The sequence below is a fragment of the Winogradskyella sp. ECml5-4 genome (assembly GCF_036903175.1).
Taxonomy (GTDB): Bacteria; Bacteroidota; Bacteroidia; order Flavobacteriales; family Flavobacteriaceae; genus Winogradskyella; species Winogradskyella damuponensis.
Genome location: NZ_JAYJLF010000006.1, coordinates 26298 through 51858 on the forward strand (window position 1 = coordinate 26298; position 25561 = coordinate 51858).

21 protein-coding genes are annotated in these 25561 nt (G+C 33.1%); 16 read left to right on the top strand and 5 right to left on the bottom strand.

The annotated features are described in order from the left end of the window. Positions 1-337: 337 nt before the first annotated feature. From polA to VDP25_RS06385, 4 genes are all read left to right on the top strand, one after another. Complete coding sequence (gene polA / locus VDP25_RS06370) at positions 338-3190, top strand: DNA polymerase I (protein ID WP_334467967.1); 2853 nt, start codon at positions 338-340, stop codon at positions 3188-3190. A gap of 77 nt (positions 3191-3267) precedes the next feature. Further along, positions 3268-4494 (top strand): DNA cytosine methyltransferase, encoded by a 1227-nt coding sequence (locus VDP25_RS06375; protein ID WP_334467969.1) that lies wholly within the window; start codon positions 3268-3270, stop codon positions 4492-4494. Between the two features lies 1 nt (position 4495). Further along, on the top strand, positions 4496-6871 hold the full coding sequence (locus tag VDP25_RS06380; protein ID WP_334467971.1) for a sensor histidine kinase: 2376 nt from the start codon (positions 4496-4498) through the stop codon (positions 6869-6871). Beyond that, positions 6868-7773 carry a hypothetical protein gene (locus VDP25_RS06385; protein WP_334467973.1) on the top strand — a complete coding sequence of 302 codons (906 nt, stop codon included), beginning with the start codon at positions 6868-6870 and terminating at the stop codon, positions 7771-7773. The genes VDP25_RS06380 and VDP25_RS06385 overlap by 4 nt, the downstream gene beginning before the upstream one ends. Before the next feature lie 337 nt (positions 7774-8110). Here the strand turns inward: VDP25_RS06385 and VDP25_RS06390 are convergent, their stop codons facing one another. Further along, positions 8111-8476: an endonuclease domain-containing protein gene (locus VDP25_RS06390; RefSeq protein WP_334467975.1), complete on the bottom strand. Its 366-nt coding sequence runs from the start codon at positions 8474-8476 to the stop codon at positions 8111-8113. Positions 8477-8821: 345 nt separating this feature from the next. Next, positions 8822-9748, bottom strand: coding sequence for a T9SS type A sorting domain-containing protein (locus VDP25_RS06395; RefSeq protein WP_334467978.1), 927 nt, complete (start codon positions 9746-9748; stop codon positions 8822-8824). 614 nt (positions 9749-10362) lie between these two features. On the opposite strand from VDP25_RS06395, the gene VDP25_RS06400 reads away from it, so the two are divergent. Beyond that, entirely contained in the window at positions 10363-11529 is a 1167-nt protein-coding gene (locus VDP25_RS06400) for a glycoside hydrolase family 3 N-terminal domain-containing protein (RefSeq protein WP_334467980.1), read from the top strand. A 535-nt stretch (positions 11530-12064) separates the two neighbouring features. Here VDP25_RS06400 and VDP25_RS06405 read toward each other — a convergent pair. Both VDP25_RS06405 and VDP25_RS06410 read right to left on the bottom strand, forming a co-directional pair. Next, entirely contained in the window at positions 12065-12718 is a 654-nt protein-coding gene (locus VDP25_RS06405; protein WP_334467982.1) for a hypothetical protein, read from the bottom strand. A 10-nt stretch (positions 12719-12728) separates the two neighbouring features. Then, positions 12729-13646 carry a hypothetical protein gene (locus VDP25_RS06410; RefSeq protein WP_334467984.1) on the bottom strand — a complete coding sequence of 306 codons (918 nt, stop codon included), beginning with the start codon at positions 13644-13646 and terminating at the stop codon, positions 12729-12731. A gap of 333 nt (positions 13647-13979) precedes the next feature. Here VDP25_RS06410 and VDP25_RS06415 point away from each other — a divergent pair, with 333 nt between their 5' ends. After that, entirely contained in the window at positions 13980-14117 is a 138-nt protein-coding gene (locus VDP25_RS06415) for a hypothetical protein (RefSeq protein ID WP_334467986.1), read from the top strand. Between the two features lie 7 nt (positions 14118-14124). Here VDP25_RS06415 and VDP25_RS06420 read toward each other — a convergent pair whose 3' ends face one another. Next, entirely contained in the window at positions 14125-15756 is a 1632-nt protein-coding gene (locus VDP25_RS06420; protein WP_334467988.1) for an ABC-F family ATP-binding cassette domain-containing protein, read from the bottom strand. 167 nt (positions 15757-15923) lie between these two features. Here VDP25_RS06420 and VDP25_RS06425 point away from each other — a divergent pair, with 167 nt between their 5' ends. From VDP25_RS06425 to VDP25_RS06470, 10 genes are all read left to right on the top strand, one after another. Next, on the top strand, positions 15924-16067 hold the full coding sequence (locus VDP25_RS06425) for a hypothetical protein (protein WP_215927940.1): 144 nt from the start codon (positions 15924-15926) through the stop codon (positions 16065-16067). 44 nt (positions 16068-16111) lie between these two features. Then, positions 16112-17095 (top strand): L-threonylcarbamoyladenylate synthase, encoded by a 984-nt coding sequence (locus tag VDP25_RS06430; RefSeq protein WP_334467992.1) that lies wholly within the window; start codon positions 16112-16114, stop codon positions 17093-17095. Between the two features lie 159 nt (positions 17096-17254). Continuing rightward, the gene (rplM, locus tag VDP25_RS06435; RefSeq protein WP_215927944.1) at positions 17255-17710 is read left to right on the top strand and encodes a 50S ribosomal protein L13; all 456 of its coding nucleotides are present in this window, start codon (positions 17255-17257) and stop codon (positions 17708-17710) included. Further along, positions 17711-18097, top strand: coding sequence for a 30S ribosomal protein S9 (gene rpsI, locus VDP25_RS06440; protein ID WP_215927946.1), 387 nt, complete (start codon positions 17711-17713; stop codon positions 18095-18097). Between the two features lie 212 nt (positions 18098-18309). Next, positions 18310-19095, top strand: a complete 786-nt coding sequence (gene rpsB, locus VDP25_RS06445; RefSeq protein WP_215927948.1) for a 30S ribosomal protein S2 — start codon at positions 18310-18312, stop codon at positions 19093-19095. A gap of 81 nt (positions 19096-19176) precedes the next feature. Continuing rightward, positions 19177-20151 carry a translation elongation factor Ts gene (gene tsf / locus VDP25_RS06450; protein WP_215927950.1) on the top strand — a complete coding sequence of 325 codons (975 nt, stop codon included), beginning with the start codon at positions 19177-19179 and terminating at the stop codon, positions 20149-20151. A 216-nt stretch (positions 20152-20367) separates the two neighbouring features. Continuing rightward, on the top strand, positions 20368-21075 hold the full coding sequence (gene pyrH, locus VDP25_RS06455) for a UMP kinase (protein ID WP_215927952.1): 708 nt from the start codon (positions 20368-20370) through the stop codon (positions 21073-21075). Positions 21076-21120: 45 nt separating this feature from the next. Continuing rightward, a complete protein-coding gene (frr, locus tag VDP25_RS06460) occupies positions 21121-21675 on the top strand; it encodes a ribosome recycling factor (protein WP_215927954.1) in 555 nt (184 codons plus the stop codon). Positions 21676-21778: 103 nt separating this feature from the next. Next, the gene (locus VDP25_RS06465) at positions 21779-23059 is read left to right on the top strand and encodes a DUF5686 family protein (protein WP_334467996.1); all 1281 of its coding nucleotides are present in this window, start codon (positions 21779-21781) and stop codon (positions 23057-23059) included. A 76-nt stretch (positions 23060-23135) separates the two neighbouring features. Then, the gene (locus VDP25_RS06470) at positions 23136-25538 is read left to right on the top strand and encodes an efflux RND transporter permease subunit (RefSeq protein WP_334467997.1); all 2403 of its coding nucleotides are present in this window, start codon (positions 23136-23138) and stop codon (positions 25536-25538) included. The last annotated feature ends 23 nt before the right edge of the window (positions 25539-25561 follow it).

Consider the following 25561-nt stretch of genomic DNA (forward strand, 5'->3'; position numbering starts at 1 on the left):
AATTGCTTTTTAAATAAACGCTTTAGTTTTTGTAATTTGCAGGCTGTTCTCATTAGCACAATCAAAAACATTTTACACTATTAGTTTTAAACACATTTGAGAAATGTCAAAAGCTATAGTACTTAAGCATTTCGACTGCGCTCAATGTGACATTCATTTTCAAATTAACGCAATATCATTTTTTGTTTAGGTTAGCTGACATAAAAAATGATGATTTTTTTAGATGATGCGAGAAAGAAAAATTAAACATAGCCATAGCTACGTTTCATTTTTATTTTGAAGCAGAAATGAAAAAAGGGTGTTTTTTGAAGCTCACTTAAATAAAATATGATATAACATGTCAGACCAAAAACGTCTCTTTCTCGTCGATGCCTACGCCCTAATTTTCCGTGGCTATTACGCATTTATAAAAAACCCAAGAATCAACTCTAAAGGAGAAGATACCTCAGCCATTATGGGCTTTATGAATTCCCTTTTAGATGTCATTAAACGTGAGCGACCAGATCATTTAGCCGTTTGTTTTGATAAAGGAGGAAGTGCAGACCGTGTAGAAATGTTCGAAGCTTACAAGGCTAACAGAGATGAAACTCCCGAAGGCATCAAAACCGCTGTGCCTTATATTATGGAAATTCTTAAAGCCATGCATATTCCAATCATGGTAAAAGAAGGTTACGAGGCTGATGATGTCATTGGTACCTTAGCTAAAAAAGCCGAAAAAGAAGGCTATAAAACCTTTATGGTGACTCCAGATAAAGATTTTGCACAACTCGTTTCAGAAAACATTTTTATGTACCGACCAGTTTTTGGTGGTGGTTACGAAACTTGGGGAATCCCAGAAGTACAAAAGAAATTTGAAGTTACCGATCCTCTACAAGTCATTGACTTTTTAGGAATGATGGGAGATGCTTCTGATAATATTCCTGGACTGCCTGGTGTGGGTGAAAAAACAGCAAAGAAATTTTTAGCGGCTTATGGCAGTATGGAAAACCTTTTTGCAAATTCACACGAGCTAAAAGGCAAGATGAAAGAGAAAATTGAAGCCAATCAAGAACTCGGTTTATTATCAAAACAACTCGCTACCATTATGCTCGACGTCCCTGTAGAGTTTAATGCAGAAGATTTTGAAATGTCAGAACCTGATATTCCAAAAGTGACTGAAATTTTCCAAGAGTTAGAATTTAGACGTCTCATTGATAATTTTAATAAAACGTTTTCAGCTGAAGCTATGCAATCTGCTGGAACCTCAACTCCAACAGCAGATAAAAAGGAAGCTCCCAAAACAACACCTATAGAAGAAAAATCCGCAGGAGCTGGTCAATTCTCCTTATTTGGTGGCGCAGAACCATCAGCAACCGAAGCTGTATCTGAGTTTACGCGTAAAACAGCCGAGACCACCTCACATTTTTACCAAAGTGTAGCATCTGGAATGGCCACCAAATTGTTTGTTAAGAACCTAATGAATCAAACGTCGGTGTGTTTTGATACCGAAACCACAGGCTTAAATGCACTAACCGCAGAATTAGTTGGGATTGCATTTTCGTGGGAAGTAGGTAAAGGCTTTTATGTACCATTCCCCGAAGATAGAGCCGAAGCACAAGAACTTATTGAAATACTAAGACCATTTTTTGAAAGCGAAACCATCGAAAAAATCGGTCAGAATTTAAAATACGACATCAAAGTATTAGCCAAATATAACATTACCGTTAAAGGCAAACTCTTCGATACCATGTTAGCGCATTATTTAATCAATGCCGATATGCGTCACAATATGGACGTCTTAGCAGAAACCTATTTAAACTATACACCAATTTCTATTACAGACCTCATTGGTAAAAAAGGAAAGAATCAATTGTCTATGCGCGATGTACCGTTAGAAAAACTAACCGAATACGCTGTAGAAGACGCAGATATTACCTTACAATTAAAAGAACATTTCACCACGGAATTAGGCGAAGCCAATACCCAAAAATTATTCGATGAGATTGAAATTCCGCTACTACGTGTCTTAGCAGCTATGGAATTAGAAGGGATTAACCTTGATAAAGACTTTCTAGACTCCTTATCTGAAGATTTGAATAACGACATCGCAACACTAGAACAAGAGATTTATGCCACAGCAGGCGAAGAATTCAACATTGCCTCACCAAAGCAGCTAGGGATTGTGTTGTTCGAAAAAATGAAATTGGTCGACAAACCAAAGAAAACCAAAACAGGGCAATATGCAACTGGCGAAGATATCTTATCCTATTTAGCAAAAGACCATGATATCATTCAGAAAATATTAGATTTCAGAGGCCTTTCAAAATTAAAGAGCACCTATGTAGATGCTTTACCTTTACAAGTAGAATCCTCTACAGGTCGTGTGCATACCGACTATATGCAAACCGTTGCAGCAACAGGGCGTTTAAGTAGTAATAACCCGAATTTACAGAATATCCCAATTCGTACCGAGCGTGGTCGTCAAGTGCGTAAAGCCTTTGTTCCAAGAAACGAAGACTACATTTTACTAGCTGCCGATTATTCGCAAATAGAATTACGAATCATTGCTGCTTTAAGTGAAGAAGAAACCATGATTGAAGCCTTTAAAAACGGCGAAGATATTCATGCCTCAACCGCATCCAAAGTCTTTAATGTCCCATTGGCTGAAGTCACCAGAGAGCAACGTAGCAATGCCAAAACCGTTAATTTCGGAATCATCTATGGTGTGTCTGCCTTTGGGTTAAGTAACCAAACCGATTTATCGCGTAGTGAAGCCAAAGAACTTATTGATACCTATTACGAAACCTATCCAAAATTAAAAGCCTACATGAGTAAGCAAGTCGATTTTGCTAGAGATCATGGCTATGTCTCTACCGTTTTAGGTCGTCGTCGTTATTTAAAAGACATCAACTCACGTAACGCTGTGGTGAGAGGTGCTGCAGAACGAAATGCCGTAAACGCACCCATACAAGGAAGCGCTGCCGATATCATTAAAATAGCAATGATTAATATTTATAACAAGCTTAAAGCTGGTAATTATAAATCGAAGATGCTCTTACAAGTGCATGATGAATTGGTCTTTGACATCTACAAACCAGAACTCGAAGAACTCACTACCTTAATTAAAACGGAAATGGAAAGTGCGTTTACCTTAGAAGTGCCGTTGGATGTTGAAGTGGATACTGGTTTGAATTGGTTGGAGGCGCATTAGGAATTTTCCTACTCAAAAATAGATTTTTTTACATTGATTAAGTTAATATATTTGTATTATTCACTTTTTCAATATATATGCCCAATAAAAAAACTTATATCGATTTATTTGCAGGTTGTGGTGGACTATCGCTAGGACTATATAATTCCGGTTTATGGAAAGGACATTTTGCAATTGAAAAAAGTCCAGATGCCTTTAAAACTTTTAATCATAACCTGATTGAAAACAACAATCATTTTGATTGGCCTGATTGGTTACCAAAATCGAATCATGACATTAATGAAGTTATCAAAAACTATGCTCCTGAACTTAAAGGTCTGAGAGGAAAGATTGATATGGTTGCTGGTGGCCCCCCTTGTCAAGGTTTTTCGACAGCTGGTAAACGCGACGAAAATGATTTAAGAAACAAATTAATTAAATCTTATATCAGATTCATTAGACAAGTACAGCCAAAGGTTATCTTTTTCGAGAATGTTAAAGGTTTTACACAAAAATTTGACAAGAATAAAATAAAAGGAATCGTTTATTCTGAATATGTTAAAAGAGCATTACGCTATACTCCAAAAGACAAAAATTATCTTGGATATAATGTAGAAGGCAGACTTATAGACTTCTCAGAATATGGAGTACCTCAAAAAAGAACGCGTTTTATTCTTGTCGGTATAAGAAAAGATATTGCAGAGAAGACAAATCCAATAGAGTTTTTTGATGCTATAAAAAAAGAAAGAGAACAGTTTTTAATTAATAAAGGAATCGGTTTAACAAACACATTAGAAGATGCTATTTCTGATTTGTTAAGAAAAAATGAAACCATTTCTCCAGATACGGCTTCATTTAAAACTAGCTTTTACAATAAAGCCACCTCTAATTATCAAAAACTTTTAAAAGGAGATGTTAGCACCAAAATACCTGATAGTCATAGATTTGCTAAACATACTAATCGTACTATCGAAAAACTAGAATATATTTTAAAACACGCAGATAAAAACAAAACCTTATCTGATGAAATCAAAGAAAAGTTTAACCTTAAAAAGCGCACTATAATTCCTTTATCTGGAAAAACACCTACTCCTACAATAACAACTTTACCAGACGATTACGTTCATTATTGTCAACCTAGGATTTTTACTGTTCGAGAATATGCAAGAATTCAATCTTTTGATGACTGGTATGAGTTTAAAGGAAAATATACAACTGGAGGAAAAAGAAGAACACAAGAAGTTCCTAGATATTCACAAATAGGTAATGCGATACCACCTCTTTTCGGTGAACAAGCAGGCATAACAATTAACAACCTTATCTAGCATGCAGAAACCACTTCAATTTAAAATTAGTTCTGCATTAAAAAATATAATTGGTAGAGACTTAATTACTGACGACTTTATTGCGGTATTTGAATTAGTCAAAAATTCTTATGACGCTCATGCCACAAAAGTCGAAGTGATTTTTGAGAATATTTATACCGACAAAGGAAAAATCATTATTAAAGATAATGGCAAAGGAATGGGTTATCAAGACTTGCTTGATAAATGGCTTTTTGTGGCTCGTTCATCAAAAAAAGAAGGTGACGAGGAAGACAGTTATAAAAACTTTAGGGATAAAATAAAAGTAAAGAGAGCATATGCAGGAGCTAAAGGTATTGGTAGATTTTCTTGTGACAGACTAGGGAGCGAACTATATCTTGAAACTATAAAGGATGAAAAAAATGCTAAAATCGAAGCTCTAATAACTGATTGGAACAAATTTGAAGAAGATAGCAATAATGAATTCGTAAATGTGAGTGTTTTGCACGAGACATTAAAGAAAAGTTCATACGGAATTGATAACGGAACTGTACTAGAGATTTCAAATCTTCATAGTGAATGGGACAGAAAGAAATTCGAAAGACTAAAAGATTCACTTGCAAGACTAATTAACCCTTCAACTATTCAAGATGAAGACTCCTTTAAAATTTTTCTATCTGTTGAAGATGAAAAAGAGGGTGATTTAAAACAAAAAAAGAAAAATAAAAAGGATTTTGAAAAAGGAAGTTTAGATGAGTCAGAGATAGACTATTTCCATATAATTAATGGTGAAATTAAAAATCCAATTTTTGAAACTTTACAGTTAAAAACCAGCTATATAGAGTCCGATATTCAGAAAGACAAAATTATCACTACTTTATTTGAAGGAGGCCAGCTAGTTTATAAAGTAATAGAAAAAAATCCATTTAAGAATTTAATTAATATTCACTATTCAATTTACTTCTTAAACCATTCTGCTAAGCTAACATTTGCAAGAAGAATGGGTGTAGACTCAGTAGAATATGGTCATATTTTCGTCTATAAAAATGGTTTAAGGATTTATCCATATGGTGAAAGAGGAGAAGACCCTTTTAAGATGGATAATAGAAAAGCTCAAGGATATAGCAGGTATTTAGGTACCAGAGAAGTTCTAGGCTATATTTCTATTAATGGAGAAAATAATAACCTTAGAGAAACTTCAAGTCGTGGAGATGGTTTTATTAGAACTAAATCTTATGAAAATTTGGAAACTCAATTCTATGAAACATTAAAAAAATTAGAAAAGTATACCATTGAAATTACAGATTGGGGGAATTTCTTATCTGAGAGTGATTATATTAATATTAACGAATCTTTTATCAAAAACGAGGGAAAAGACAATGAAAGAGATTTTAATGTTAATGACAATTTAAGTAAACTAATTTCAAGCTTAACAAATTCTAAATCTGTTGTTAGTTTTGAAATTGCTCCAAATATTTTAAACCTTTTAGACTCAAAAAGTAAAGATTCCGCAGAAGGAATATTAAAAAGCATTTCAGATTCTTTAGATGAAAATGATTTTGATAAAAATGAAGTCAAAAAGACCATCAAAAGTGTAGAGAAAAAACTTTCTGATTTAAAGAAAAGCAAAGAAGAAGCAGAGGAAGAAGCTCTTGAAAAGCATATTGAAAATGAAGGTCTTAAAGCTGAACTAGATACAGAAATTGCTAATCGTTTGTTTAGTGATTCAGTTATAGGAAGAGAAAAGAAAGACCTTTTAAGCCTTCAACATCAAATAACACATACAGCAAATAATATTTCCTGGTCGCTAGACAAACTAACCGAACTTATTGAAAATGAAGAATCAAAGGATAAACTTTTGAATCGTGTTCAGAATATTAGTTTAGAGGTGCAAAAAATAGTTAGTTCTTCAAGATTTGTCACCAAAGCTAATTTTAGCACTGAAGCTAGTCGAATTACTGAAGACATTGTTAGCTTTATTAATCACTATATCGAAAAAATATATGTCCCAAATGATTCTTACATACATTCACGGAATCAAATCGAAATAAACATCAAAACTCCAAAAAACCTTAAAAAAGTAATGAGTTTTAGGCCACTTGAAATTACAGTGCTACTTGACAATTTATTTGTCAATTCAAGAAAGGCAGATGCTACTAAAATTGATATAACCTGGAGCAAGAGTAAAGATAATCTATTGTTAAATTTTAAAGATTTTGGTAACGGGATACCTGATGATATTTTAAGTAAAATTTTCAACTTTAAATTCAGCACAACTGATGGTTCCGGAATAGGGTTATATCACACGAAAAAAATACTAAAGAAATATAATGGAAATATTATTGCCTTAGAAAATATCTCTGATGGTGCTGAATTTCAAATAACATTACCAATATGAAAATAGATTACAAAGTTATATGGATTGACGATAAATTTGAAGAAGAAGAAAGTCCGTTCACAGACATTAGAGATTATTTAGTTGATTATTTAAAAACGGAACATTATTTCCAAGTAGACATTAAAACATTTGAAAATGTTGAAAATTTCAAGAAAGCCGTAATAAAAGATGATTTTGATTTAATAATCACTGATTATCATTTAAATGATGGTAAATTAGGAAGTGAAGTAATTGACTTCGTGAGAAGAGAAAATAACATTTCCACTGAAATATTTTTCTATTCTGCCAAGCAAGATTTGGGAGTTGATACCAAATTAATTAACAATAATAGAGTTACATTCTATACTTTAACTGGCAATAGTTATAGGGATTTGCGTAGTGAAATTAAAAACTTAATTGATTTAACATTACGAAAATTCAACCACATTGTAGCTATGAGAGGTATGATTATGCACGAAACAAGTAACCTAGACGAAAAATCTCTTGAGATTGTTAATGAATATTTTGAGAAAAAAAGTGATGTGGATATCAGCAATGCTTTATTTGATGAAATAATATCTTTCCATAGAGAGAAATTAGGTAAAGCAGAAAAATATAAGAAAAATTCAAGGCTAGAAAAAATTATTGGAGACCCAGTAGCATTTTCTGCAACCCAAAGAGCAAATACTTTATCTAATATTATCGATAAGGAAGGTCTCGTGAATTTTATTGCGGATTATAAAAAGGAAATTCTGTTGGTTAGGAATCAATTTGCTCACGCAATATTAGATGAAGAAAAACAGGTTTTTAGAACCAAAGGAGGTGAAGAATTTAATGAAGACCTTTGCAAAAAAATTAGAAAAGATATTAATGTACATATCGCTAATATTGATGACTTAAGTTCTAAATTAAGTCCCAAATAAACAGTGCTTCATATTCGCGTAGCTTCCCACCTATAAAACAAACCTTTCATTAAGACACTATCAAATTAAACATCAAAAGATTTTCAAAATCATTTAATTACCCAATATTCAATCACACCCCTAAAGTCCCCTCTAGGGGACAATCCTAACCAAGAAACATAAGCATAAAAAATGAATTTTATGTACCCAATACACGATCTAAAAATCCTATAAATACTATATTTTCCTTTATCAAATGTCCCCTTGAGGATTATTGAGATGAAAATATATTTTCATTGAAGATACCGAGCGTAGCTCATTAGGGGTGTTTAGGAATATTTTGAGATGTTCCCTCTAGTTAATCACGCAATTCCCCAACCTTCACCTCAATAACCAATAACACAGAAAACATATTCTTTTTAATGGCGTCATTAGAAAACCTCAAAAAAGTAACACTATAAGCCTCTAATTCAGCTTGCCGTTTTGCATCATATATAAAACGATGCTCATGACAATCACCATCAATTTCAATAGCTAAACCTATTTCATGGCAATAAAAATCTACAATGTAATTTAGCATTGGCACTTGCCTATTAAACTGAACACCGTAAGCACGTTGTTTTATATGTTGCCAAAGTAATACTTCGGGCAGCGTACTATGTTTCCGGAGTTGTCTAGCCAGTGCTTTTAGTTCTGGATTGTATGGAATGATTTTGTTTTTCATTTTACTAATTTATCACTCTTCTTTTTACACCCCTAAAGTCCCCTCTAGGGGACAATCTAGACCAAGAAACTTTTGTGTAAAATTAGTTTTTATTGATACCATTCATAATATACAATTTTATGAATAACATGTTTTCCTTAAACAAATTTCCCCTTGAGGATTATTAAGGTGAAAGAATTCTTTTATCAAAAATACCGAGCGTAACTCTTTAAGGATGTTATCCAACCAATCCTCTAACATTCTCTTCAAGATTAAACAACACACCAATTTATCAAAAAACATCAAACAAAAAAAAAGCCTCAATTATAAAATAATCAAGGCCATTTCAATAAGATTTACGTAACGCTATTTTTTCAAAAGCTTATCTGTATGGGTCTTACCATCTGTGGTAACAATAGTTAACATATAAACGCCACCAGAAAGACGACTAACATCTAATGCATCTACAGAAGTACGTTCCATTAATTGCTGTCCATTTAAATTATAAACAGACACCTGCGCAATCTGCTCTCTCTGAATACCTGTAATTTGTAATTCATCAGTAACCGGATTTGGATAGATACGCAATGTTGAACTATCAGCAACATCATCAACACCTAAGGTACCCGTTTCAAAACTAAAATTATCGTAATAAGCATCACCACCATAATTGTTATGCAACATATTAAAACCTACAATATCAACAGACGTAAAATTGCTACGTGTATGCACCAAAACATCATTTAAGTAATACTTTAATTCTGTGGCAGTCACTTCAATTTTAACATGTAACCAAGTATTTGGAGTCCAATCGGCACCTTCAAGGTCAACAGTTCCATAATTTATATCATCTATGGCATAAATAGATCCTCTATATTCCATAATAACGCCTGCAACAGGAACAAAATCATCATTAGCATCAATACCAAAAAGCGTCATTTCAAAATCCGATCCATCACTTTCTGTTACCTTAACATCATACGAAAATGTAAAATCTTCAAATAATTTTGGAGCGTCAAAGTTTTTTGCAGCACCAAAAATTGAGTAAAACTGAGGATTAAAACTCGGCTCATAAGAATTTTTAAAGGCATAAACACCGTCTGAAGCTTCCTCATCAGACACCACTTGATTCTGAAGAAAAGCGCCATCTCCACTTTCTGTAACTTCCCAACCATTTTGATTATTTAGGGTTCCTAAAGTGTAAGATTCACTGGTTTCAAAGGAAATTGTTTCCTGACTAAAGACGCCTCCTGTAAGTAAGAACATAAGGCCAATTGCGTAATTTTTTATCATATTTTTTATTATTTAAAGGAATAAAAATAATATAAACTCATTGGAATTACGAAACAATTAACACTTCAAAAAGGTTCAAAATGAGTAGTTAATTGAGTTTCTGACACCTAACAAGAATTGCATTTTTTTAGGATGTTATAATTTTAATACTTTTCAAATAATAGCAAACGACATTGGCTTTCCAACGGAAAAAGAACCGCAAAGCCATATACATAAAACCACTAAGTAAGAGTTCACCCGTACCTAAGTCGGGTTAACCTCGGGTATGCGTCGGGTATGCGTCGGGTGTGCGTCGGGTGTGCGTCGGGTAGAACCCAACTTAATATAAGCTAAAACTAAAAGAATAAATAATATAACCCACAAATCAGACTGAAGTAAACAACTTAAGACTAACAAAGCTTCCTCTTTTTACATCTCTCCAACACGCTCATTAACACCCAATAAGAAACCGATATAAAATAAAAGCTTAAATTAGCAAGCGCGTATATTTTGCAAGCAACTATCGTTCTGTTTCAACCGTTTTGTGGCTTCTTAGGGATAAAGATCATAATTCTAGTAAACTGTGGTTGATACTAGTCGTAATTGGTTAAAAGCTCATTAAATATTATCACATTATGAAGTACCGTTTTTTAATTTCCATTTTAATACTTAATGTTCTATTAACGTCTTGTAATGGAAATAAAACCAACCAACCTGTTATTAGTGCAGATGAATTACAAAAAAACAACATCTTACCTAGTGATAACGCAAAAGAGTTCTCTTTAAAAGACTTTTACACTTATGATAGCAGACTAGCCTATAAAACGGATAGTATTTTTAACACCATGACCGATTCAGAACGCGTGGCACAGATGATAATAGCTTCTATTGGCGAATTAGGTCATGATTTAAACAAAGCCAAACTCCTTGTAGAAAACAAAAAAGTTGGTGGCTTTGTCATCTTAAAAGGCATCAAAGAAGATCACAAAAGCGCTATCGAAACACTTAATGCTACAGCTAAAAAGCACAATTCATTTGGCCTTTTATTTAGTGCTGATGCAGAACCAAGCCTTTTTAACAGCCGTATTGTAGGATCGCAACCCGTAAAAAACACAGTGGATTTAACATCTATTAGCGAAGTAGATGCAGTAGCTAAAACCATAAGTGACGAATTGCGTTATCTTGGAGTGCATCAAAACTATGCTCCGGTTTTGGATGTTAGTGAAAATAATTCAGCCATAACCAACAGAAGTTTTGGCGCTAATCCTAAAGATGTGATTAACAAGAGTAACGCATTTGTAGAACGCACCCAAAATGAAAATATAGTAGCCACCGTAAAACATTTCCCAGGACATGGTTTAGTCACAGGTGACTCGCATTTCAATACGGTTTTTATTGATGGTGATTTACTAGAACTCGATAATTATAAACCCATAATAGACAATGGAGTCATAAGTGTCATGGTTGCTCATATTTCGATAAAGAACAATCCTAAATACAATACGTTTAATGTTCCAGCATCTTGCTCTAAGAAAATAGTAACTGGACTTTTAAAAAACGAATTAAACTTTAAAGGTCTCATTGTTTCCGACGGCATGAAAATGAATGGTTTACAAAACATTCCAAAAGCAACATTAGAAGCCTCAAAGGCAGGTTGTGATATTATTTTAATTCCTAAAAACGAAGATGATACAGCCCAATTAATTTTAAACGAAATGAAAACTAATGCAGCTTATAAAGCTCAAGTATATGAATCTGTAATGAAAATAATTCGCTTAAAAACGTGCTTAGGTATTGAATAAATAGAACACCATGACGACGAGTTTAATAAAAAAAACACTTTGGATAATTTACGGAACCGTGGCATTAATTGCAATCGATTCTATCATAACAGCTATTGTATATTACCTATTCCATCTCACTATAGAAAATAACTACCAATTTTCCTCAAAAATAAAAAGCTATCTATTTATCGCGACCTTGAGTTTATATGTATTGTCAGCATGTATAATCGCCTTTTGGGTTACAAAAAAATCACGATTAAAGCATTACAAGGGTAAAGAAAACATGCCTCTACTCCCCTTCTTAGCGCTTTTAATTAGCGCTATAGTGGTTAAGCCATTCACATTCTATAGTTCTGATAAAAAACTTGAAAGCGCGCTTAATGACATGTCTAATACGGATTATATAAGTTCTCTAAACTTATCGAGTATTAGTGAGTTTATTACAAATACGATTTACATTTGTAAGTGGTCAACCATCATCCTTTTAGTATTGTATCTTTTTATTTTGAATAGATACATTAAGAAACAGTAATAGACGATCTAACAGACATCTTTAGTTAATTGCGATGCCATAAAATGAATATTCATCTACATTGCAGCCGCAGGTTAATTTAAAAGCTATAGTCAATACTACAAAAATGAAAAATACAACAAGTATCAGATGATTCGTTAGTTTTTTATATTTCCATTTTATTTTACCAAATAGATGAAGAATAACCACACACAGCAAGACCACACCAAAAATCACTATTGGTAATATCTTACTATTTGTAGTTACAACATTATAGATGTGGCTGTACTCTCCCATACACACATAACCAAAAAACTTTATAATCATGCTCACTTCTGGTAGATACACGTAATAATGTTGTGCCCTAAATTTAATCAGTAAATCTTTTGTTTGCCTTGTATTTGAATCGAGATTATGATTAACAATCTCTGCATTAACCTGCTTTGCTAGCATTGACATCACAACGTTTCCTTTCATGACATTAGCAGCATTTAAACTATCGGTTTTCATTTGTAAAGCGTGATCAAATGCCTTAGAATAATCATCTATAGTGTAGCCACTAAAATCTATAGTCCCAACTTCTGTCAAATAGCTATAATCTATAGTTTTAGCGCTCATTGCATCTGTTGTTTGTCCAAAAAGACTCCATTGAAACAAGGCAATTAATGTAACTAATCCTATTTTTAAATATTTCAAATTAGCGCTTTTATTTATCCGTGTAAAAAACAATGAGACTAGAGGCTCTTTCAATTCTAGCGAGTTTTGTGGATGGGTTCTGATTTAAATTCTCAAGATGTTGACCGTTATTAACATGGAGTATATTTTTACTTCCAGTATCTAAATTGAGTATAAAATTGACATCGTAGTTTTTAGCTCTAAGATGCGTTAAGACATCTTTAGCAGCCTTTAACATATAGTCCTTCGCTTTGGTGCCTATTATTAGATTTTTTAATTCCCCATTTTTTGAAGCAACAACAAGAAATCGTCTTTCTTTACCATCAGCACCTACCAAAATGTTTTTAAAATTTTCGTCGTCCTTTTTTAAGTGAGAATACACCAATTGTGTTTGAAAAACAGAAAGTTTATCGGTTTCAACCTTATTATAAAAGACATAAGAATCCAATGCATTTTCCCTAGGATTAAGATGCTGATGCGCATGATTAGATGTCATTAGGAGATCGCATTTTTTACTTGTAAAATCTAGATCTATAATATCTTGTGTCGTCATTAAACCTTCTGAATTAATAACGACCAAGCCATCCATTGTTTGATTTGGCATTTTATTAAGAAATTGCCCTTCATAAGCACAAAGTCCAATCGGAGTGCCATCACTAAAAAAAGCTGAGGTAAAAGAGGCCGAGGTAACTAATAAAATGTCTTTGCTTTTTTGAAGATCCACAAACTTAGTATAAGCGTCACCCACCAAAAACTTGATTTTTACATTTTTACTATTCAAATGCTTATGACCAAATTCATATAATTCAAAATCATTATCAGAAGCACTGATAGCGTTGAATGTTTTGAGCCTTTCATTTTTTTCTAATCTTAACGTTTCATTTCCTATCGAAAAAAATAAAACTAAAAAAACCAAGCATGACAAGGCTATTACAAGGAATGATTTCATAATTAAGTCATTAACAATTATTCCAAATCTAATTTTACTAAACGATTTACAATAAAAAAACTGCTAAAAGGACTATTATGAAGATAAACATATCATTTTACAGGTTTCTAGCTATAAAATGAACATAATACATTCATTTCCAACAACTGTTATCACATTTCAATTTTAATGTTACAGCCCCCCTTTTAAAACCTATTTGATGAATCTGCGCTTTAAAGCAATAGCAACATAAATTAAAACCACAGCCAATCCAAGGAAGAGCACATACCAATACGGTGAGAAGTCAAAAACTAGATGTTTAACACATCTAAAAACGTTATTTAAAGTTAACTAATGAATGCGGAACTATTCATACAAAACTATATAGCAAATAGATTACCGGAAGCCGATAAAGCTAAAGTTGAGCATTTGTTAGAAACAGATTCAGCATTTAAAACTAAAGAAAGAAAAGCGCTTCTAGAAAAATTGTAAATCGCTGTTATAAATCCAACCCTTTCAAACTTTCAACACGATTTCTAATTAAGAAATCATCTATAGTTTCAAAGTGTTCAATTACGCGTTTTTCTTTAAACTCAAATACTTTATTAGATAATCCTTGTAGAAAATCTCTATCGTGAGACACGAGTATTAATGTGCCATCAAAATTCTTTAAAGCCTCTTTTAAAACATCCTTCGATTTTAAATCAAGGTGATTGGTAGGCTCATCGAGAATCAATAAATTCACAGGTTCTAATAAGAGTTTTACCATAGCTAATCTGGTTTTTTCACCACCAGACAACACACTTACTTTCTTTTCAATATCGTCACCTCTAAACATAAAGCCACCCAAAATATTTTTAATCTGCGTTCTTACATCTCCTTGAGCAACTTCATCAACGGTTTGAAAAATCGTTAAGTTTTCGTCTAACAAAGCCGCTTGGTTCTGCGCAAAATACCCAACCTTAACGTTATGACCTAAAGCACAAGTCCCTTCTACATCAATTTCACCTAGTATGGCTTTAATCATCGTTGATTTCCCTTCTCCATTTCTTCCTACAAAACAGACCTTCTCTCCTCTAGCAATAGACATATTAGCATTATGAAACACCACATGATCACCATAAGACTTAGACACCTCCTTAACCGTAACAGGATAGTCACCCGAACGCTGTGTTGCTGGAAAACGCAACTTTAAAGCTGATGTATCGATCTCATCAATTTCAATCCTTTCTAATTTTTCAAGCATACGCTCTCGTGACAACACTTGGTTGGTTTTAGAATAGGTCCCTTTAAAACGCTCTATAAATGCCATATTATCAGCAATAAACTTTTGCTGCTCTTGATAGGCTTTTATTTGATGTGTACGTCTATCTTCACGCAACTGAAGGTAATGCGTATAATTAGCCTTATAATCGTAAATACGACCCATCGTTACCTCGATAGTTCTATTGGTTATATTATCTACAAAGGCACGATCGTGAGATATAACCACAACAGCGTTGGCTTTATTCAATAAAAAATCTTCTAACCAAATCACCGATTCAATATCAATATGGTTGGTGGGCTCATCTAATAAGATTAAATCGGGCTTTTGTAATAAAATCTTGGCCAATTCAATTCGCATACGATAACCACCTGAAAACTCATTGGTTTGTCTTGTAAAATCGTCTTGTTTAAAACCTAAACCTTTTAATGCTTTTTCAACTTCGGCATCGTAATTGACATCCTCTAAAGCATAATATTTCTCACCCAAATCAGACACACGTTCAATAATTTTCATGTAGTCGTCAGATTCGTAATCGGTTCGCGTTTCCAATTGTTTATTGAGCGCTTCCATCTCATCACGCATTTCAAACACATGCTTAAATGCTTTTGATGCTTCATCAAAAACAGTCGTATTATCTTCGGTTAACAAATGTTGTGGCAAATACGCAATAACGGCATCCTTAGGACACCTTACGTTACCACGAGTTGCTTTTTGAACACCTGCAATAATCTTCATCATGGTCGATTTTCCCGCACCATTTTTACCCATTAAAGCAATTTTATCATTGGCATTAATCGTAAATGACACCTCACTAAAAAGCGTATGCCCACTAAATTCTACGGCTAAATTATCGACTGAAATCATATTTTGAATTTTAAAGATGCAAAACTACTAAATGGGAAGTCATTATTTATAATTGTAGTCAAAATAATATCACAACTGTTATAAGCTAATCCTAGTCTCTATTCAGTCAAGATGTAAAGATCTAATCCATTAATTTTAGAACATAATTAAGATATAATAAAACAATTATGATACTAACAAAAGTTTTAGGGTTAACAAGCGCATTAACCAAAAGCAAAAAAGCCAAAATAGCCCTTTTAAGTCTCGAGATCGCTGTATTAGGTTACGCACTTTACCAACAGAAAAAGGAAAATAAGCGTATTAAATCTTAGTCGTATGAGATTTTGAAGTAATTTTGTAATCGCATTTTACGACTATGAGCATCATTTCAAAAGACATATCAAAAGCGATTCAACTATTAACGGCTGAAGACATTGTTGCTATTCCAACAGAGACTGTCTATGGCTTAGCAGGAAATATTTATAGCGAGAAAGCTATAAAAGCTATTTTTGAAACCAAGAAGCGCCCTTTTTTTAATCCGCTTATTGTTCATATTCCTTCTATAGACAAACTTTCCGACATCGTTGAATATATTCCTAAAAAAGCGCAGTTATTAGCCGAAGCTTTTTGGCCTGGCCCCATAACTTTGGTTTTAAAAAAGAAAGCTATAATTCCAGATTTAATTACTGGTGGAAAAGATACGGTTGCAGTTCGTGTTCCTAATCATCCCACTACAATAGAATTATTAAAACAATTAAATTTCCCTTTAGCAGCACCAAGTGCCAATCCTTTTAGTAGCATTAGTCCAACGACAGCAGCACATGTAGAAACCTATTTTAAAGATACTATTAAAATGGTTTTAGATGGAGGGGCTTGTACAAGCGGAATAGAATCTACCATTATAGGTTTTGAAAATGACGACCCTATTATTTATAGATTAGGCTCAACAGCTTTAGAAGACATTGAAGCCATTGTTGGAAAAATTAAAATAAAAAACATGGCTACTGAGCGTAGTCAAAATAATAAAGAAATAAGTCCGGATGCTCCTGGTATGTTAGAGAGACACTATGCACCAAAGACGACGACGATCTTAACAGACAATATTCCTAACACATTAGATAAATATAAAGCGAAACGTGTTGGACTCATAACGTTTCAATCCCAAATTGAAAATAACGCAATCGAAGTACAAATTGCGCTTTCAAAATCTGGCGACTTAGCCGAATCGGCTTCAAAACTTTACGATGTTTTACATCAGTTAGATAAAATGCATCTGGATGTTATTATTGCCGAAAAATTCCCAGATCATGGCTTAGGAAAATCCATAAATGACAGACTCACAAGAGCTACAAAAAACTAAATTAGAATACACATTTCCAAACCATCTGATTTTCAGTACAAAAAATATATTCATCAAGGTTTGGTAAATCAATTGTTTATCGTAAATTTGCAAACTCTTTTTTAAAGAGGAATGTTTAATCTTTTTGCGCTGTGAAGCGTAAATATAAATCAAATTAGTGTGGATACATTAAGCTACAAAACAGTTTCAGCTAACAAAGCTACCGTTAATAAGGAGTGGGTTTTAGTTGACGCTGAAGGACAAACTTTAGGTCGCTTAGCTTCGAGAGTAGCAATACTTTTAAGAGGTAAGCACAAACCTAATTTTACGCCACACGTTGATTGCGGTGACAATGTAATTGTTGTTAATGCTGAAAAAATCAACTTAACTGGTAACAAATGGACGGAAAAAAGTTACATCCGTCACACAGGTTATCCAGGTGGACAAAGAAGTCTGACGGCTACTGAAATGTTTGAGAAAGACCCAACCAGATTAGTAGAAAAGTCAGTGAAAGGAATGTTGCCTAAAAACAAATTAGGATCAGCCCTTTTTAGAAATTTAACTGTTGTTTCAGGTACAGAGCACGCTCACGCAGCTCAAAAACCTAAAGCAATCAAATTAAACGAAATTAACTAAATGGAAGTAATTCACAAAATTGGCCGTAGAAAGACGGCTGTTGCTCGTGTGTACGTTGCCCAAGGTAGTGGCAAAATCACAGTGAACAAAAAAGACATGGCGGATTATTTTACTACTGCAACATTGCAGTATAAAATAAACCAACCTTTAGCCTTGACTAACAATGATGGCAACTTTGATATTACTGTTAACGTATATGGAGGTGGTATCACCGGCCAGGCAGAAGCAATACGTTTAGGATTAAGTCGTGCAATGTGCGAACTAGATCCTGAAAACAGACTAGTATTAAAGCCAGAAGGTCTATTAACGAGAGACCCAAGAATGGTAGAGCGTAAGAAATTCGGACAGAAGAAAGCGCGTAAGAAATTCCAATTCTCGAAACGTTAATATCCAACAATTTTTTATTATTCAGAATCTGCTTCGGCAGGTTCTGGATTATTATTTTTTATTAAAATTAAATTAACTTGAAATCGTTCAGGTTAATAAAAAGATCTCAAAATAAATTTGAGACAAGGTTTAGCATCTAAATGAAGCCAACAGCTAATAACCATTAGCTTAATGGAACATTGCTAATTTAACAGAACGTAAACTATTACAACATGGAAAAAGTAGAAGTAAAAGAATTACTTGAAGCAGGTGTACACTTCGGTCACCTTACACGTAAGTGGAACCCAAACATGGCTCCTTACATTTATATGGAACGTAACGGTATCCATATTATCAACCTTTACAAAACAGCGGCAAAAATTGAAGAAACTTCTGAAGCTTTAGCTAAAATAGCAGCATCAGGAAAGAAAATCTTATTCGTTGCTACTAAAAAACAAGCTAAAGACATCGTTGCTGAAAAAGCAGGTGCAGTAAACCAACCTTACATTACTGAGCGTTGGCCTGGTGGAATGTTAACTAACTTTGTAACTATCAGAAAAGCGGTAAAGAAAATGGCTGCTATTGATAGAATGAAAAAAGATGGTACATTCAACTCTTTATCTAAAAAAGAACGTTTACAAGTAGATCGTTTACGTGCAAAATTAGAAAAGAATTTAGGTTCTATTTCTGACATGACTCGTTTACCAGGTGCTATATTCGTAGTTGATATTATGCGTGAGCATATTGCCATTAAAGAAGCACAAAAATTAAATATCCCAATCTTTGCTATGGTAGATACAAACTCTGACCCTCGTGAAGTTGATTATTTAATCCCTGCTAATGATGATGCTTCTAAATCTGTAGATAAAATTTTATCTATCGTAACATCTGCAATTGCTGATGGTTTAAACGAAAGAAAAAATGAGCGTGCAGAAAAAGATGCTAAATCTGCTAAAAAAGACGCAAAACCAGCTAAAAAAGCTGAAAAAGCGCCTGTAGCATCTCAAGAAGAAGAATAAATAACATTTATACAATATTAAAAGTCATTTGGTTCTTTTCATTTTGAAAATTAATTAAATGACTTTTTAAATTTAAAAACTATGGAAAATACTGTAAAAATTACAGCAGCAGAAGTCAACAAGCTAAGACAAGCAACTGGTGCTGGTATGATGGATTGTAAAAAAGCTTTAGTTGAAGCTGGTGGTGATTTTGATAAAGCCATCGAAGTTTTACGTAAAAAAGGACAAAAAGTTGCAGAGAAAAGAGCAGACAGAGATTCTTCTGAAGGTGCTGCAATCGCAAAAATAAATGCAGATAACACATCTGGTGTTGCTATTGTTTTAGGCTGTGAAACTGATTTCGTTGGTAAAAACGAAAACTTCGTAGCATTAGCTAACCAATTAGCTGATATCGCATTAAACTATGACACAAAAGAAGCATTTTTAGCTGCTGATTTTGGTGGAATGACTGTTGCTGATAAATTAATTGAGCAAACAGGAGTTATTGGTGAAAAATTAGACATTACTGCTTTTGAAAAATTAGAAGCACCTTACGTAGGTCAGTACGTTCACATTAACAAAATTGCTGCTTTAGTTGGTTTATCTGCTAAAGTTGATAACGTTGAAACTTTAGTAAAAGACGTTGCAATGCAAGTAGCTTCAATGGGAGCAACTACATTATCTTATAAAGATTTTGAGCCTGAATTTATCGCATCAGAAACTGAAGCTCGTATTGCTGTTATTGAAAAAGATAATATCGAATTAGGACGTTTAGGTAAAACATTAAAGAATGTACCTAGCTATATTTCTATGGCTCAATTAACTCCAGAAGTTATCGCTGAAGCTGAAGAAGCTGCAAAAGCAGAATTAAAAGCTGAAGGTAAGCCAGAACAAATTTGGGATAGAATTTTACCAGGTAAAATGGAGCGTTTCATTTCTGATAACACAACTTTAGACCAAGAAAAATGTTTATTAGACCAGAAGTTTATTAAAGATGAAAAGCAAACTGTTGCTGATTATGTTAAAACTTATGGTGATGTTTCAGTTACAGGTTTCAAACGTGCAACTGTTGGATAATTGACATTATTCAAATTACAATAATTAAAAAAGCTTCTCAAAATTGAGAAGCTTTTTTTTTGCTTTTTTTTCACTTTTACAGATGCTAATAATTACGTAGTTTTGCTAAACTTTCTAAACCCACATAAAATGAATCAGAATCATATAGTAAATTTTCACCAATATGATGCTTGGCACATTCTATTAGACCATAAAATAGCAATAGAAACTATCTAAATGAAATATAAAAGAATACTACTCAAATTATCTGGCGAAGCCTTAATGGGAAACCGTCAATATGGTATTGATCCTGAAAGATTAACAGAATATGCTAAAGACATTAAAGAAATAACTGATTTAGGTGTAGAAGTTGCTATAGTAATTGGTGGCGGAAATATTTTTAGAGGTGTTGCTGGTGCCATGAACGGTATGGATCGGGTGCAAGGTGACCACATGGGAATGCTAGCTACTGTAATTAACGGATTGGCATTACAAAACGCACTAGAAGATGCTGATGTAAAAACGCGTTTGCAAACAGCTATCAAAATCAATGAAGTTGCAGAACCTTTTATCAGAAGAAAAGCAATGAGTCATCTAAGAAAAGGACGTGTTGTAATTTTTGGAGGTGGTACAGGTAACCCTTATTTTACAACAGATTCAGCAGCCGTTTTACGCGCTATCGAAATTGAAGCAGATGTCATTTTAAAAGGTACACGTGTAGATGGTATTTATACTGCAGACCCTGAAAAAGATATCAATGCCGTTAAATTTGATAATATTTCATTTAAAGATGTCCTAAGCAAAGGACTTAAAGTAATGGACACAACAGCGTTTACACTTAGTCAAGAAAATAACTTACCAATTATTGTTTTTGATATGAATAAAAAAGGAAACTTATTAAAAGTAGTTTCTGGAGAAAATATTGGTACTAAAGTCAACCAATAATTTTTGGCTTAAATTTTGATAAATCGTAATTAAAACTTCAACATTATGGACGAAGACATTAAATTTATAATAGACACAGCAAAGGAATCTATGAATGCTTCTATAAAGCATTTAGAAAAACAACTTACAAATATTAGAGCTGGCAAAGCTAGTCCTGCTATGCTAGGTAGCGTTATGGTAGATTATTATGGTTCTCAAACGCCTCTTAGCCAAGTTGCCAATGTAAATACTCCAGATGGAAGAACAATAACAGTTCAACCATGGGAAAAATCTATGCTTCAAGAAATTGAACGTGGTATCATGCTTGCTAATCTTGGTTTTAACCCAATGAATAATGGCGACACTATTATTATCAATGTTCCACCATTAACAGAAGAACGACGAAAAGATTTAGCAAAACAAGCCAAATCAGAATCAGAAGATGCTAAAATTGCAGTTAGAAATGCGCGTAAAGATGCTAATAATGATATAAAAAATTCTGAAGTTTCTGAAGATTTACAGAAAAATGCAGTAATTGATATACAATCACTAACAGATTCTTTTATCAAAAAAATAGATAGTATTCTTGAGGTTAAAGAAAAGGAAATTATGACTGTTTAATTTATTAATTAATAAAGTTACAAACCTAAAAACATTATCAGCACAAGTAAGCTAAGAGGTTAACCCCTTTTATATTTTTCTCTAGCTTTAATAACAATTTTAAATGTTACAGCGCCTGTTTGTTGTTTTTTTTATGACAATTGCAACGCATAGCTTTGCACAACAGCCTGTTAAAACAGATAAAGATTCTGTTAAAGCTGTTCAAGACTCTATCAAAAAAAAAGTATTTGTAAAAAATATAGGTAACGGCTATCTCCCTTTTAATTACTTTAATCTGGATTTACGTTACTTAATAAAATTTAATCAGTACGAAGGTTTCAGAACAGGATTAGGAGGTATAACAAATAATCGCTTTTCAGAACGCTATAGAGTTAATGGCTATCTGGTTTATGGTGTTAGAGATAAACGTCTAAAATATAAAATAGGTGGTGGTTTTAGAGTTAATGAAGCTTCAAACACATGGGTAAACTTAGACTATGTTGATGATTTACAAGAAACAGGAAGTTCAAAATTTTTAACTGATAAGCGTTTTTTTACTTTTTTTGAACCACGATTATTAAATATAGATCTATTTCATAGACATATTACAAAATCAATTGCTTTACAGCATAAGGTTTCTAATCACCTGCTTTCAGAATCTCAAATAGCACTTTCTAAAATAAATCCAACATACAACTATACTTATGTTTTAGGCGAAGACTCATATAAAACATATGATTTAAGCACTGCCAAGGTTAGTTTGCAATGGAGTCCGTTTAGCCACTATGCCATAATAAATGATAAAATAAAAGAAACTAAAGACGGTTATCCAAAATTTACACTTCAATTAACACAAGGATTCAAATCTATCTTTGGAAGTGATTTTAATTTTTCAAAGCTCGATTTTAGAACCTTGCAAAAATTCTATCATAAAAACGATGCTATAACAAGTATTACATTTGTTGCAGGAATTGCTGGTGGAGATACTCCTTTAACCCATTTGTACCATGCGTACCCAAACAACATCTCTAAAGAAACTATTTTACAACGTTTTTCTGTTGCAGGTTTAAACAGTTTTGAAACCATGTATTTTAATGAATTTTTTAGCGACAAGTTTTCAACACTACAATTAAAACACACGTTTAAACCTTTTAAAATAACAGAACGTTTTAAGCCTCAGCTTGTATTAATATCTAGATATGCAGTAGGAGAAATGAAGAGCATTAGAAGACATCAAGGTATAGAATTTAACACTCTTGAAAAACTATATTCAGAATCTGGCGTAGAAATTAATAAATTGTTCTTTGGCTTTGGATTGAGTTTTGCCTATAGATATGGTAGTTATCACCTACCAAAATTAGAAGATAATATGGCTTTTAAGTTCACCTTCAACATCTCATTATAATCAAAATTATAATACTGTTAATTACCTTACTAATCCTTAGCTTTTTTCTACCTTTGCGGCTTATTTTAATTGGCGCATGTTTAAACTTTTAACAACAGGATTTTGGGAAGCTATTGCGAGACTTATTCTTCGTAATAAAATTTTTATACTTATTGCCATCATACTAACCACTGTGTTTTTCAGCTTGCAATGGAAACACATGCGTTTTACCTTTACTGAAGCCAATCTTTTACCAGACGACCACGAAGTAAATCTTATATACAATGATTTTTTAGACGTTTTTGGTGAAGAAGGAAATCTAATTGTTTTAGGCGTTAAGGATTCTAGTCTATTTTCAGTAAAACAACTCAATGCTTGGAACAAGCTTTCAGATTCGTTTAAAGGTTATGACGAAGTGGAAACCGTTTTATCCATAAAAGACCTTCAGAAATTAGTTAAAAACACTAAAGAAGAGCAATTTGATTTAGTGCCATTTATTAAGGATTCTATTTCTAGTATCGAGGAAATAGAGCGACTTCAAAACGAACTATTTAAACAATATCCCTTTTACGATAATTTCCTATTTAATGCAGAAACGAAAACTATTCGTACGGCCATATACATGGAAAAAGACATCGTAAATACATCTGCCAGAAAAGATTTTATCCTCGATGATTTTTTACCAAAAGTTGAAAAATTTGAGGCAGAAACAGGATTAGATGTTAGAATTTCGGGAATGCCTTACATCAGAACCTTAAATGCAACAAGTATTGTTGATGAAATCCCTATTTTTATTGGTGCGGCGCTTTTTGTAACCTCTCTAATATTTTTTCTTTTCTTTAGGTCGTTTAGAGCCACTTTTATTTCGCTTATTGTGGTTTGTTTTGGAGTAATGTGGACCTTTGGAATTATAGGTTTACTCGGTTATGAAATTACAGTCCTAACGGCATTGATTCCGCCTTTAATAATTGTTATTGGTATTCCAAACTGTGTGTTCTTAATTAACAAATACCAACAAGAAGTAAAATCGCATGGTAACAAAGTAAAATCTTTACAACGTGTTATTACTAAAGTTGGTAATGCAACTTTAATGACCAATGTAACCACAGCTTCTGGTTTTGCTACATTTATACTTACAGAAAGTAAGCTCCTAAAAGAATTTGGAATTGTAGCATCATTGAGCATTTTGGCAATTTTCATGCTGTGTTTACTCATTATCCCTATTCTATACACATTTCTACCTTATCCTAAAGAACGTCATTTAGAACATTTAAATAAACGCTGGATTGGTGCTTTTGTAGATTGGATGGAACGTATGGTAAAGCACAGAAAAATTACCATCTATATCACAGCACTTATTTTAATTGTTGGTAGTATTATTGGGATTCATCAGATTAAAATTTCTGGTAGTCTTATTGAAGATATGCCGCAAGACACTGATTTCTTTAATGATATTCGGTTTTTTGAATCTGAATTTAATGGTATTATGCCATTAGAAATTATGATAGATACCAAACGTAAAAAAGGGGTGATGAAACTAGCCACTTTAAAACGAATGGAAGAGCTAGAAGAACTCATTAATGATATACCAGAACTATCGCGTCCAATTTCTGTAGTTAGCTTAGTGAAATATAGCAAGCAAGCCTATTACAATGGCAATCCAAAATATTACCAATTACCTTCAAGCCAAGAGAACACATTTATCTTATCTTATGCTAAAAACTCAACCTCTAATGTTGATATGTTGAGCAATTTTGTAGATAGTACAGGGCAATATGCACGTATTACTACCTTTATGAAAGACATTGGTACGGATAAGATGGAGCGTATTCAAGAAGATCTTCAAACAGAAATAAACAAGTTGTTTCCAGAAGAACGTTATGAGGTTATTATGACAGGAAAAGCTTTAGTTTTTCAAAAAGGAACTAAATATTTGGTTAAAAACTTAATCATTTCATTAACACTTGCCATTGTACTTATAGCCTTATTTATGGCCTACCTTTTCCGTTCTTTTAGAATGATTGTAGTTTCATTAATCCCCAACCTATTACCACTTTTAGTTACAGCAGGTTTAATGGGATATGTTGGAGTTCCTATTAAACCATCAACAATATTAGTATTTAGTATTGCTTTTGGTATTTCTGTAGATGACACCATTCACTTTTTGGCAAAATACAGGCAAGAATTACAAGCCAACCATTGGAAAATTAGAAAATCAGTTTACGCAGCACTTAGAGAAACTGGTGTGAGTATGATTTACACCTCTATAGTATTATTCTTTGGGTTTTCGGTATTTACAATTTCTAGTTTTGGAGGTACAGTAGCTTTAGGAGCTTTAGTATCTATAACACTATTATTTGCTATGCTTTCTAACTTACTATTATTACCTTCACTATTATTATCTTTAGAGCGTAATATTGCCAATAAGGAAGTTTTAAGAGAGCCTTCAATAAATATTATTCCTTCAGAAGATGAAACTGAAGACCATAAAGAAAATTAAGATTAACAATATATTAGCATTCA